Genomic DNA, 12,672 nt, shown 5'->3' on the forward strand with positions numbered 1-12,672 from the left:
ACCAAGCGCGAGTTGGGCCGGGTGAGGGGTCAAGAGAGCGGGTCTGTGGTTGGAGAATGAGACGCTCAATCCTCGCGTTCAGATTGGAAAGCGCGGTGGAGGAAATGGCTGGCGCGCAGTTTCAGTCTTTGCGGGCCGGAATCCTGCCACTTTCTGCGCAGCTCTACCTGCTGCGCGGCGTCTGGTGGTGTTGGGCTGTACACTTCAAAAACGTACAGGCGGGTGGAAGCGCGGAGCAGGTCTTGCAGCCAGGGCCAATCAGCGAGGCGGGGGGTGACCATGTCGGCATATTCCAGGGGGGTGAGCGAGGCAGGCGCGCTGAAGCCCAGCCGGCTTAAAAAAGAGCGGACGCGCGCGTACTGCCGCGTCGCGGAGGTCGCCTGGAGTGATGTTTTATGGCGATAGATTGCGTATAGACAAATCACTGACACCAGAGCCAAACCCAGTAAGAGGCCTGGCAGGCCATTTTTCCATGAGAACAGTGCGGTTGGGCCTGTTCTGGCTGGCGATTCTTCCAGCGCAGTCGATTCACCAACCAGCGGGCCGTAATTGGGGGCGGCGCGGGCAGTGGTCGGCTCAAATTCCACCCAGCCGAAACCAGGGAAGTAGACTTCCACCCAGGCGTGCGCGTTGGAAGCCGGTATGATGTAGGCATTTTCGTAGTAATTGTATCCCCCGGTCACATAGCCTGCCGCCACCCGGGCGGGAACGCCCAGCGAGCGCAGCATGACCACCATGGATGAGGCGTAGTAACTGCAAAAGCCCTGTTTTTCTTCAAAGAGGAAATACTCTACCACATCCTGACCGGCAGGGGGCGGGGTGATCTCCAGGCTGTATGAATAATTGGAACGAAGGTAATTTTGAATGAGCAGGGATTGCTCGAAGCTGCTCTCGCTGCCCTCGGTGATCGTCTGTGCCAGCGCTTTAATCCTCTTGGGCAATGTTTCGGGCAGTTGGGTGTAGGCCGAAAGCACCTCAGACGGATACTCGGTCCCAGCGGCGGCGAGCTGGTCTGCTGATAAACGAGCAGCCCATGAGACGACCCGGTACTGGTCGGATTCGGATTGGAGCAGGAAGGATGGCTCATCACCAACCTGGAGAAAGGTCAAAGAATCGCTGCCTGCCACGGGCTGGTTGATAGCATATAAAAAGCCCCATTGGCTGGCGAGAATGGTGTATTCCTGCTCCAGCACATAGCGGCCGGGGGTGGGCGCTTGGGAATCCACTTGCGGAGGAACGCTGTCTTCCACCGGCGCGGGAAGCCAGCTGTTACCGGTATACTCGCCATAGATCTCTCCCCGCAGGTAGTAGGTTGGTCCGGTTTCTCTGCTCACTTCAGGCGGCAAGGGCGGGGGATCGCTGAGCTTGACGCTGAGAACAGAGGTGGTGAGGGTGGGCGGGGGCGTAAAACGCACCAGCAAATCGGCGGTAGACGCGTCCACGTCGTTGTGCTGGATACGATCTGATGAATCATCGTCTTGGGTTGAGATCACCTGAGCCGGTTGGGGGCGCAAGCGGTCGATAAAGTCGTCAATCTTTTGCCAGCCTTCTCTGGACGCCGCCAGGTAAAAGAAAAACGAAAAGCCGCCTACCAGCAAGGCCAGTACAAACATGCTGGAGACCCAATCCAAACCAAAGTCCCAGGGGTAGGGCAGGGATTCTTGATCCCACTGGGCTTTGATGCGCTCCGCGGAGGTGCTGCAGGTTAAGATGACAACAAAGATAATCAACAAGAACAGTAAATTGACGTTTTGCCCGGTGATCTGCATCAGAATCACGGTTCCGATCCCCAGCGGAAGGACACCCGCGAAAGAGCGTTTCTGTTTGAAGGTTTGCCAGCCCAACCAGGAACAGGCCAGCCCGGCGAAGAGACCGATCAACAGTTGAATGACGCGGTCGGGCAGTGGATGGCCGGCTGTGAAGTGGTCTCCCAGCGCAGAAAACACCGTTTGCAGCGCGGTGAAAAAATGAAGATTTAACAGATCAAGCCACTGCCAAAAAGAGAACCCTGCCGGCAAGCGGGGCAGAAAGCGGAAGGTCGCTTGAAGGGCTGTGAAATGTGCCAGAATCAAGGTGTAGAGGATGGCGAATCCATTTGAAAATCGGGTGGCGGACAGCAGGCAGCCCAACACAAACCCAAGCAGGGCGCAGGTGGTTACCGGGGTGATGCCGCGCGTCAGGTGAGACCGCTGCACAACGGTCAGGGCAATCAGCAAGACCAGTCCGAGCAGGATCAGTTTGTCCCACTTCTTTTTCAGTACATCCTGCCAGGGTGTTGAGAAAATGGCTTGCATGGTCGATTAGTCCAAAGGATTGGAACGGGTGATGCGCGGACCGGCTGAGCGCGGCGATTGTTGTACGATGACCCTGCCGGTGCCGAGGGTTTTGAATTCCCAACGGCGCAGAGCGCCGTAACTGGCCGGCAGGGGGCGAATATCGGATTTCTGCACCAACTGGCAGGCGATTCCCCGGTGAACCAAGGATTGCAAAGCGCCGCGGGCGCTGAACTCCGCGCCAAAGGATTGCGCATCCAGCAGCAAGACGTCAACCCCGCGCAGCCGGGCAGATACCGCGATTTCTTCAGTCCATTTTGTCTCAATCGAAGGCGTGATGATCACCATTAGATCATTTTCTGAGATCAGGGCTTTTGATTCGCGGATGGTTTTTCGCAAGGTCTGTCCCTTTACCGCTTTCAGGGGAGCGATGGCCCGTAAAAGCGTCCACAGGTGAGCCTGGCCGCGCTCGGGAAGAACAACCCTCGGCTGTTCATCGCGGGCAAAAAGCCCAACAGCCAGGCGATCGCGCAGCAATTGGTTCGCCAGGGAGGCCAGGAGAATGGCGGCGGCTTCAAGGGTGGAGTCTTTGCCGTTTCCGATCTGTGTGGCGGCATCCAGGTCGGGGATGAGCCAGACGCGCGAGCTGGTTTCAGGCTCAAAGGTTTTGATATACAACTGCTGGCGCCGGGCGCTGGATGGCCAATGGACGCGCTTCAAGGGGTCGCCTGGATGATAAGCGCGGACGGTTGAAGCATTGATGGTTTCCGCCTCCAGGGCCTGGCGCATGCGCCGCAGATCTCCGCGCGTCTGGTGATGGGCGAGCAGGTGCCCGGGCAAGACGGCCAGGGGAGGGTAGACCACAATTTCTTTCACGTCGGTGTACGTTTGGGATGCCAGAAACAGCCCCAGTGGATCGGCCATTTGGATCGTCCAGGGACCCAGCGAATACACACCGCGCTGCTCGCAAAGGGTGGTGGAAGTGAACTGGCTGGTCTCCTGGCCGCTCACGGTTCGCACGCTGCGGATGGTGTAGCCGGGGATGGAAGATTGGTCTTTGAAGCGCGCCCAGATGACCGGCACCCAGGAGGAATTCTCCAGGCGCACTTCTTCTTCCAACAGATCGCCCACCTGGAAGGCGGCGTATTTGAGTTCGCGTCTCCCGTTCAGGAACAAGGCGTTCTGGCGCACCCAATAATAGGAGAAAAGAATAGAGAAGGTCAGTGACCAGAAACATACAGCCGGGACCGCGTTTAGGGTCAGCGCGTACCAGAGGAGAGCAGGCAGCCAGAGGAGGATCAGGGCGTTGGCCTGGGCGTGTATGTGAACTTCAGCATTTTGCGCGCGGAAATGGAACCAGCATAAAAAGGGTTTGCCCAGGGATTTCAGAAACCCGCCTTTTGTCCACATCATCATGCTCCGTTGAGAAGAGGAAGGACTTAACCCTAATTATAGCCATGCTTGTAGGCGCGCGGCTGGTCTACGCGGGTAGTTTTCTATGGATTTGGATCTAATGAGGGAATCATGCGAGGCCAACGACCTCTTCCTGCTTGGCGGAAGATGTAGGTGCGATGCCCGCTTCCACCCAGTCCCAGAAGGCCATATTGATGCGGCGGTAGTAGAGAAACAGCCCTGGCGGAGTTAATTGAACGAACGACTGGTAGAACGCGGGCCTGGTCTTGGGATGGGCGGGAGCGCCGCCCAGGTACTGGCTGAGGCATTGATCATAAAGATGAAACAATTGACTCAGCGCCCGGGATGGGTTTTGAGACTTGGGTTGGCTGGCCATAATCCCCAGTCGGCCCGATTCGGGAAGTGATCGAAAGAAACGATCATCGAAGAAGGGATCAACCTGAATTTGGCAGCCGGCGATCTTTTGGAGCAAGGCCGCCCGGTCAATGGTGACCCAGGGCGCGAAGCCAACCCGAATGGTTTGCGGCTCGGGGTATAGCGCGGTTATCCGACCGTCTGGAACGCCAATGTAGAGCAATTGAGGGCCTGGCCCAGGCGATACGCGGTACCAAAATGCGGTGAGCGAAAGAGTGCCCGAGTAGGGGTTGCCCAGATTGGGCACAGGGAAGGATAGCTCGCAGTTGGGAAAGAGAGATTCTGTCCAACGGCGCATTTCGCTGGTCCATTGTTGCGTGAAAGAGGCGTCCATGTTTTGCTGCTCACCTGGCATTCGAAAGATAGCAGAAGATTGGCCGTGGATGTAACGACCTTACATTAACTTTTCGGCAGAAAGTAAAGAAAATTGAGTGGCAAGTTGGATCTGGTTCAAAATTGGTACAAGGCCGCCAGGATGATACCCTGGGGCCTTGTAGGATTTTGAACGAAAGGTGAGAAGTCGGTTCTTTTCCCGATCAGGCAGTGGCGGGAAGTTTTTGAGCCATTTTGCCTTTGATCACCAGACCCACCGAGATGACCAGCCAAAAAACGGCCAGCAGTGTGTCGGACAGGGGCAGGTAATCTACCGCGACATTAAAGGAAGCGTGCAGCAGAACCATGAGCAAAACGTTGCCCCGCGAGCGGTTGTATACCCAGGTGAGGAAGATTGAGAGGAAAATGCGGTAGACGCCGCCGCCAAGCATGCCGCTCACCACGTCTCCGGCGTAGAAGCCGTTGAGAAACAGGGGCAGATGCCAGAGCGACCAGAAGAATGCAATGATGAGTGAAGCGACCAGCGGGCTGATTTTCTTTTGCAACTCGGGCTGCATCACTCCGCGCCAGCCGGGCTCTTCGTTGCCGCCGCGGGCCAACGCGGTGAGGGAGAACGAGAGCAGAAACAGGGGTATGACTTCAGCGGCCGGCCGTCCCCATAAGCCGGGATATTCCACCGGCAGCCCAACCGCAGACGCAGCCGCCCAACTCAGCAGGATCAGCGCCGGGTAAAAGAGCAGAGCGAAGAGCAGCCAGCCCGGGTTTGTGCCGCGAGGCAGGAGGGAGGCCAGCCTGGCGCGAATATCTGGGTTGGTGGAGCGGGCGTTGGAGACGACCCAACCCCCGATCAGGCTGGCGGCCACAGCGCAAAGCAGAATGGCGGGAGTGAGACGCAGCGTGCCGGGTAGGGTCTCAAAGCCGGGAAAGTTCCCCAGCGCGTACCGCGCGGCCATGAGCGCGAAGATCAGGACGGAGGTGATTCCCCCGATGACCAGCCGCCGAGCAGAAAAGTCGAATCGCAGTCCCTGCTTGAGACCCGACGCGAGAATGCCGCCAACCGCCGGGCCAAATCCGCCGACCAGGGTGAGCGCGTAGCGCAGCAGCGCATCATCATTAGCGAGCGGGATGGCGGCCAGCCAAATAGTCCAGCTCCAGGCAAAGCAAAGCAGTAAGAAGGTAAGGGTTGGGTGAGCTTGCGCGAATTTCCAGCGCAGGGTATTGCTGGAAACAGGGATAATTCGAAGTGTTTCTTTATTCCCAGGCGAATTGATCATAGAATCCTCCAGTTTGATCACAAATAATTGCTAAGGTCCGATAAATGCCCATCAATGCTAAATCTCATTTTCGACATCAGTATAAATGCTTAAGCGGAGCTAGCCGCCTAACTAAAGATAGGTTTGAAAGTAAGGAAAGAGGATTTTCAACCCAAATTGGTTATTGACAAGCGGATGAGAATATCTATAATGTTACTTAACCGGTTCACTTAACCGGTTAAGTACAAAGGTTGGATAAAAAATGCATCAATCAAAATTTGGAGAAGGAAAACGAAGATGAATAGCAAAATTTTCAAGTCGATCATTGTGCTGGTGGTTTTGCTGATGGGGCTGACTGCTTGCGGTGGAGAGACAGCAGCCACTCCTGAGGTTGAAGCGCCAGCGGCAGAACCTGTGGTCGAAGCGACCGCTACCACAGCGAGTGTCTCGGAGCCGGCAGCGGAGACAAAAGAGCCGGTCAAGTTGACCTTCTGGAATAACTGGGATTCCAAGAACGGGGAGACGATCCAGGCTCTCGTAGACGAGTTCAATGCTCAAAACCCGGATATCGTGGTTGAGAATGTATTCCAGCCTTACGGCGAAATGACCACACTGCTGCAAACATCGGTGGTGTCTGGAACCAATCCTGATCTGGTCGCGCTGGACTTGATCTTGATCCCGCAACTGGTGGCAACCGGTGCAGTCGAGCCGCTGGACGGCTATATTGCGGCAGATGCAGAATTCGACATCAATGATTTTTATCCGCTGCTGGCTGAATATGACGTGATGGACGGCGCGCGTTATGCCATTCCGATGAGCACCAACAATATGCAGCTGATCTGGAATAAAGATTTATTCGCGGCGGCTGGTCTCGATCCCGAAGTGCCGCCGGCCACCTGGGATGAAATGAAGGCCATGGCGGAACAATGCCAGAACAAAGAGCAGGGTATTGTGGGATTTGAATATTACACCCAGCCAACCGGCGAAGGCATTACCTGGCAGTTCCAGGTGTGGCTGTGGGCTAACGGGGGTGAATTCCTGAACGCGGACAATACCGCCGCGGCTTTCAATACACCCGAGGGGCTGGGCGCCTTAACCTTTGTTTCGGACATGCTGGCTGGCAATGGCTCTCAGCCGGGGCCGTGGGGTTTGTTCGGCGAACAAAAAGCCTGCATGCAGTTGGACGGCTCCTGGCTGTTTGGGTACCGGGCAGACGCGCCGTTTGAGTGGGGAATCGCCCCGGTGCCAGCTCCCGAAGGCGGACAGACGGCCAGCAATGTGGGTGGCGAACATATCTTTATGTTCAACAATGCCAAGGATAAAGAAGCCGCCTGGAAGTTTATCAAATTCATGACTTCGGCGGAGACCCAATTGAAATGGGACATGGCTACTGGTTTTCTGCCCGTACGTAAAGCAGTAGGTGAGAATCCAGAATATTTGCAGTGGGTAAACGACACCGAGCCGCGCATGCTGCCCTTTGTTGAAGGCATGCCTTACGCCCACACCCGGCCCGCAACTCCCTACTACTTTGAGGTTTCAGATGCTTTTTCCCGCGAAATTCAGTTAAGCTTATTAGGAGAAAAGTCACCGGCGGATGCCCTGGCGGCTGCCGAAGCAGCGGTGAACGAAGTGTTGAGTCAATAGACCGCTTGGATTTGTGATCTGAAACAGGCGGCAGGCTACCTCGCCGCCTGTTTCATCAAAAATTGTTTTCAGAACGGACTGGTTCTAACCGCAAACCGTAACGGATTTCAGGATTTGAAATGACGCGCTTTTTCCGAACGATCAAACCCTTTTTCTATTTGCTCCCTTCCTTGGTGATTCTGGGATTGTTTGCCTATTATCCTGCTTTTTCTGTGTTCCGATTAAGCTTATTCAAGTGGGAGTTTATTTCTCCCAAGATGGAGTTTGTAGGGTTCGATCAATTTGTGCGCTTGTTTGGCGATGATCGCTTTTGGAACTCTTTATGGGTTACCGCTAAATATACAGTAGGCGTAACAGCGGTCAGTTTATTCTTGGGACTTATCCTGGCGGTGCTGCTGAATCAAAAGAAACACATTCCCGGCCGGTCGGTGTGGCGCAGCATTTACTTTCTGCCCAGTGTTACTCCAACGGTGGCTATTGCCATGGTCTGGATGCTGATTTTTAATCCTGGGTTTGGCATCGTGAATATCGCGCTGAGAAAATTGGGATTGGAGGGGTTGAACTGGCTGGCCGATATGCGCTGGGCGTTGTTTTGCGTTATGCTGTTGGGGATTTGGCGGCGTATGGGATTTAACTTTTTGAATTACCTGGCCGCCCTGCAAAATGTTTCCGAGTCGCTCTATGAAAGCGCAGAAATTGACGGTGCCAACGGATTCGAAAAATTCTTATACATCACGCTGCCCATGGTCAAGCCAACTACGATCATGCTGTTGATCCTGGGGGTGATCGATTCATTCATGGTAATCGACCAAATTCTGATCTTGACTGGCGGCGGGCCGGGTGGCAGCACTGAGGTGATTGGCCAGTTCATGTACACCACCGCGTTTCGCCTGGCGAAGCTAGGATACGGATCGGCAATCTCTGTGGTGATGTTTCTCATCATCATGATTTTTACCGTTTTTCAATGGCGTTTTGTCGGTTTTGGAACAGCGGAAGAGTAGCGAGGAACAGCGATGAAAAAGATCACTTTTTCCCAGGTTTTGAACTTCGCGGTCATCTTGCTCTTTGCCTTCATTATGCTGGCGCCGTACCTGTGGATGATCACCACTTCTTTAAAGCCCAGAAACATGATGGGCGAACCGCCATACCTGTTTCCAACCTATTTCCGCTTTGAGAACTATCAGATCGCGTGGAAGGCGGCGCCTTTTTTGCGCTACTACATCAATACGTTAATTGTGGCGGTAGCAGTGATTGCCAGCCGGATTGTGCTGGCCAGCCTGGCGGCATACAGCTTCGCGATCATGAAATTCAAAGGCCGTGATCTGATTTTTCTCCTCTTTCTCGGCACAATGATGATTCCGTTTCAATCCATCATCATCCCTTCCTACCAATTGGCCAGAGATTTCAACTGGTTCAATACCTACCAGGTGTTGATTGTTCCCAGAATGGTGGACGCCTTTTCCATATTTCTGCTGCGCCAGAATTTTATCTCTATCCCGAAGGACTACCTGGATGCAGCAAAAATGGACGGATGCAATGATTGGCAGACTCTATGGAAAATTGTGTTTCCACTGGCTACACCGACGGTGTTGACCATGTCATTATTCACATTTCTCTTTATTTGGAACGATTTTCTCTGGCCGCTGCTGGTGGCCAACGCGGAGAAGATGCGCGTCATTCAGGTGGGCTTGCAGGCTTTTTCCGGGCGGTACCAGGTAGAGTGGACGTATATGATGGCCGGAACGGTGATGGCCACCATTCTGCCCATTCTGCTCTTCTTCCTCGCGCAAAAGCAGTTTATCTCAGGCATTATGAAATCCGGCATTAAAGGATAGAAATTCAATGACGATTATCAATAAACCACAATGGCTGAACAATGCGGTTTTTTATCAGATTTTTCCTGACCGCTTCGCAAACGGAGATTTATCGAATGATCCTCAAGGGGTATTTCCATGGGGATCACAGCCCGACCGTGAACATTTTTGGGGTGGAGATTTGCGGGGCATCATCCAGAATTTGGACTATCTGCAAGAATTAGGGATCAATGCGTTATATCTCAATCCGATCTTCAAAGCTGGTACCAACCATCGCTATGATACCTTCGACTATTATGAAATTGATCCTGTTTTGGGCACAAAATCTGATTTCAAGCAATTGGTGGAGGAATCTCATCACAGAGGTATTCGTATCATACTGGATGGTGTTTTCAATCACTGCGGATTGGGGTTCTCGCCATTTCTTGATCTTGTAGAGAAAGGCGACGCATCACCTTATCGGGATTGGTTCTTTGTTGACCGGTTCCCGGTGACAACCAGCCCATTGTCTTACCAGACTTGTGGGGGGGCGGAGTATTTGCCCAAGCTCAATACAGCCAACCAAGTGGTTCAAGATTTTTTTCTGGATGTGGCTGAATACTGGATCAGGGAATTCAATATCGATGGCTGGCGGCTGGATGTGCCCTGGAAAGCTGATTTTGATTTCTGGAAGCGCTTTCGAACGCGGGTAAAACAAGTCCGACCGGATGCATATATCGTTGGTGAAATTTGGCGAGATTCGCTAACCTGGTTGGATGGCACAACTTGCGACGGCACCATGAATTATCCGCTGCGCGAGTATTTGCTGGATTACTGCGTGCACGATCACATGGACGCTGAAGATTTTACATATTTCCTGACACGACTTTTGGATGATCTTGGTGAAAATCGCGGCGGTCAGTTGAATTTGATTGGAAGCCACGATACAGCCCGTGTTTTGGAGTTAGCGGCTGGAGATCGGCGAAAAATAAAATTGATTTCTGGTTTGCAAATGTTACTGCCCGGTGTGCCCATGGTTTATTACGGCGATGAGGTGGGCCTGCGTGGTGCCAATGACCCGGACTGTCGGCGCTGCATGCCCTGGGAGCCGGAAACGTGGGATCAGGAGCTTTATGCTCATTATAAGAAGATGATTCAGATCCGCAGGCAGCATACTTGGCTTTCTCACGCTGAGGTGAAGGTTGAAAAAGTGTTGAATGGGTATCTGGCTTTGTGGTTGCAGTCAGGCGCGGAGCGTATGCTGGTGATCGCCAATTCCCGCGGAGCGGTTCGCGACCAGACCATTGTGCTGGATGGAGTTGTTGCCAACAGCCTCGTAGAATTAATTTCGGAGAAACACTATAATATCGATGGAAACCTGAAACTCGATTGGATTGAAGAACGCAGTTTGCTTGTGTTCAAGGTGTAGTAGATGATGGCGAAAATCACCATGCAAGAGATCGCAGAAATTGCCGGTGTCTCCAAGACAGCGGTCTCTTACGCGTTTAATTATCCGGATAGGATCTCAAAAGAAACGTTACAAAAAATCTTAAAAATTGCTGAAGAATTGGATTTTATCCCCGATCCGATTGCGCGCAGCATGTCTACTGGCATCATCGGGATTATTGGAGTGCTGGTGCCACACCCCTTACCAGAGATGCTGGCCAACCCAGGGTTTACGATTGTATTGGAAGGCTTGGGAGAAGCATTAAAAGAAGACAAGGCTTCGCTGATGCTGGTGCCTCCGCTGGAGGGCAGCCTGACTCGCGCGGTTGCCAACGCATCCGTAGACGCGTTTGTCGCCTATGATCTTAAAGAATCCAGGGCCGTAGCCCAAATATTGCAGGCGCGCCGCATCCCTTTTGTGACTGTGGATACGGACCCAATTCAAGACATCTCTGGGGTGTTGGCGGATGACATCAGCAGCGCTGAGCAAATGATGAAGCTGGTACTGGAAAAGGGCCATAAAAATATTGTCATAATCGCATTGGAGCCGCTTGAAGCAGTAGAAGAGATCTCATATCGGGGCACTGTGCATCGCCGGATGATGGGGTTTGAACGCGCTCTGGGTGCTCACCAGGATCCGATTTCCATGAGAGTTCGCAGTTGTAAATGTACTCAGAAAGACGCGGGATTACTCTTTCGTGAATTATGGCAGGATCATGAAAGGCCAACGGCGATTGTTACTATGTCGGATGTGATTGCGATGGGAGTGATCAGCGAGGCATTACAAATGGGGTTGCGCGTTCCCCAAGACCTGGCAGTGACTGGTTTCGATGATATTCCCGGTGCTTCTTACTTCCATCCCCCCTTGACCAGTATTTATCAGGATCATTACGAGAAGGGACGAGTTGCGGGGGATTTATTACTGAAAAGCCGTGATTCCTTGCTCGACAAAGCTCAATTTGTTCATTTCAAGACCGAATTAGTTATTCGAAAAAGTCTCTAATTAAAAACCCAGCCACCTGATACTTTATGAAAAAAATAGTTGATCGGCAGTGCCACTTCGAACAAATTGGTTCTTACCGCAGAATCCATACTTCGGAGGGGCCACATGCCGATCAACATGCTTTGTCATACTTGGTTTCAGCGAATTTATGAACTTCGCCCAGGGCAACGGATCAATCAAGTGCGAAACTTTGTCTGGCTGATGATCAGGATATTTCAAAGCCGCTCGGCGAACTGGAACAAAAATTGCTGGGAAGTTCCCGGGGCTAACCAAACTGCTGAGGTCCACACGCCGCTTGAGCCGCCTGCTGAACAATTCCAAGATTTGCGTCCGGGAATGGTATGGGCTCATCGCTCGGGAGTAGCTGGAAGCGTAGTTTCTCTTAATGCGAGCGAGAGGTGCGACATGTGCGTGGTCACAGCATGGCTAGCAAGCAATTGGTGCTGCTGAAGTATGGGCAGAGCTTGTTGCCAAACGGGGCGAGTGTCTTTTTGGCAGGAGATACAGCGTTTGGGTCGGTCAAAGTCTTTCGACAGTTGGATGAATGTCGCTGGTTCTATGTGTTGCGCCATAAGACCAGTACACACGTGTGGTTCAGTGAACAACCAGGCTGGCTAGATTTCGGCGGCTTCGTTCAAAAGAGCGGTCAAAGCGTTTAGCTGGGACAGGGGGGTCTGACCTAAGCGGATATTTGTCCGGTCCATTTGTTGGCCTACTGGAAGTCCTGCGAAAAGAAGCCTTGGTGTTTGGCCACCAACTTGCCAGATCGCAGGATGACCTTGCGAAATTAAAAAGGCAAAATGTGGATCAAGGAGATGTTTGGCGATTTGAGGCGACATGATTTTGATCTCGAAAGCACATTGTTGCATCATTTTATGCGTTTATCCCGGCTTCTCTTAGAGGTTATCTTGCTGTATGTTTGGCCAGTTTCAACTGGCCCCCCACGTTATTCATGATGATTTACGCCATTGGGTAGGTCATAAGGACCGCTAAGATTGTCCATTTCTTAAATTGGTCTCCGTTACATTAAGTGATGCTTGACCAAAGGCTCGCCGATCCGTTCTCTAGTTTGTCGTTACCACTGACGAGAGAAACTGTCA

At 52.8% G+C, this 12,672-nt stretch carries 10 protein-coding genes; 5 read left to right on the top strand and 5 right to left on the bottom strand.

All coding sequences use genetic code 11. The features are described 5' to 3' along the window. Nucleotides 1-65 precede the first annotated feature (65 nt). From ADN00_RS06140 to ADN00_RS06155, 4 genes are all read right to left on the bottom strand, one after another. Nucleotides 66-2,294 (bottom strand): transglutaminase TgpA family protein, encoded by a 2,229-nt coding sequence (locus ADN00_RS06140; protein WP_075062079.1) that lies wholly within the window; start codon nucleotides 2,292-2,294, stop codon nucleotides 66-68. Between the two features lie 6 nt (nucleotides 2,295-2,300). Beyond that, the gene (locus ADN00_RS06145) at nucleotides 2,301-3,686 is read right to left on the bottom strand and encodes a DUF58 domain-containing protein (protein WP_160317476.1); all 1,386 of its coding nucleotides are present in this window, start codon (nucleotides 3,684-3,686) and stop codon (nucleotides 2,301-2,303) included. Between the two features lie 109 nt (nucleotides 3,687-3,795). Then, nucleotides 3,796-4,434: a hypothetical protein gene (locus ADN00_RS06150; RefSeq protein ID WP_075062081.1), complete on the bottom strand. Its 639-nt coding sequence runs from the start codon at nucleotides 4,432-4,434 to the stop codon at nucleotides 3,796-3,798. Nucleotides 4,435-4,636: 202 nt separating this feature from the next. Beyond that, on the bottom strand, nucleotides 4,637-5,707 hold the full coding sequence (locus tag ADN00_RS06155; protein WP_075062082.1) for a CPBP family intramembrane glutamic endopeptidase: 1,071 nt from the start codon (nucleotides 5,705-5,707) through the stop codon (nucleotides 4,637-4,639). 276 nt (nucleotides 5,708-5,983) lie between these two features. On the opposite strand from ADN00_RS06155, the gene ADN00_RS06160 reads away from it, so the two are divergent. From ADN00_RS06160 to ADN00_RS06180, 5 genes are all read left to right on the top strand, one after another. Further along, nucleotides 5,984-7,330, top strand: coding sequence for an ABC transporter substrate-binding protein (locus tag ADN00_RS06160; RefSeq protein ID WP_082389930.1), 1,347 nt, complete (start codon nucleotides 5,984-5,986; stop codon nucleotides 7,328-7,330). A gap of 119 nt (nucleotides 7,331-7,449) precedes the next feature. After that, complete coding sequence (locus tag ADN00_RS06165; protein ID WP_082389931.1) at nucleotides 7,450-8,331, top strand: carbohydrate ABC transporter permease; 882 nt, start codon at nucleotides 7,450-7,452, stop codon at nucleotides 8,329-8,331. A 12-nt stretch (nucleotides 8,332-8,343) separates the two neighbouring features. After that, entirely contained in the window at nucleotides 8,344-9,165 is an 822-nt protein-coding gene (locus tag ADN00_RS06170; RefSeq protein WP_075062083.1) for a carbohydrate ABC transporter permease, read from the top strand. A 7-nt stretch (nucleotides 9,166-9,172) separates the two neighbouring features. Beyond that, nucleotides 9,173-10,552 (top strand): glycoside hydrolase family 13 protein, encoded by a 1,380-nt coding sequence (locus ADN00_RS06175; protein WP_075062084.1) that lies wholly within the window; start codon nucleotides 9,173-9,175, stop codon nucleotides 10,550-10,552. Between the two features lie 3 nt (nucleotides 10,553-10,555). Beyond that, nucleotides 10,556-11,572, top strand: a complete 1,017-nt coding sequence (locus ADN00_RS06180; protein WP_075062085.1) for a LacI family DNA-binding transcriptional regulator — start codon at nucleotides 10,556-10,558, stop codon at nucleotides 11,570-11,572. Between the two features lie 614 nt (nucleotides 11,573-12,186). On the opposite strand, the gene ADN00_RS06185 is transcribed toward ADN00_RS06180, so the two are convergent. Then, nucleotides 12,187-12,444 carry a hypothetical protein gene (locus ADN00_RS06185; RefSeq protein ID WP_075062086.1) on the bottom strand — a complete coding sequence of 86 codons (258 nt, stop codon included), beginning with the start codon at nucleotides 12,442-12,444 and terminating at the stop codon, nucleotides 12,187-12,189. Nucleotides 12,445-12,672: the final 228 nt, after the last annotated feature.

It is taken from the genome of Ornatilinea apprima (assembly GCF_001306115.1).
Classification (GTDB): Bacteria; Chloroflexota; Anaerolineae; order Anaerolineales; family Anaerolineaceae; genus Ornatilinea; species Ornatilinea apprima.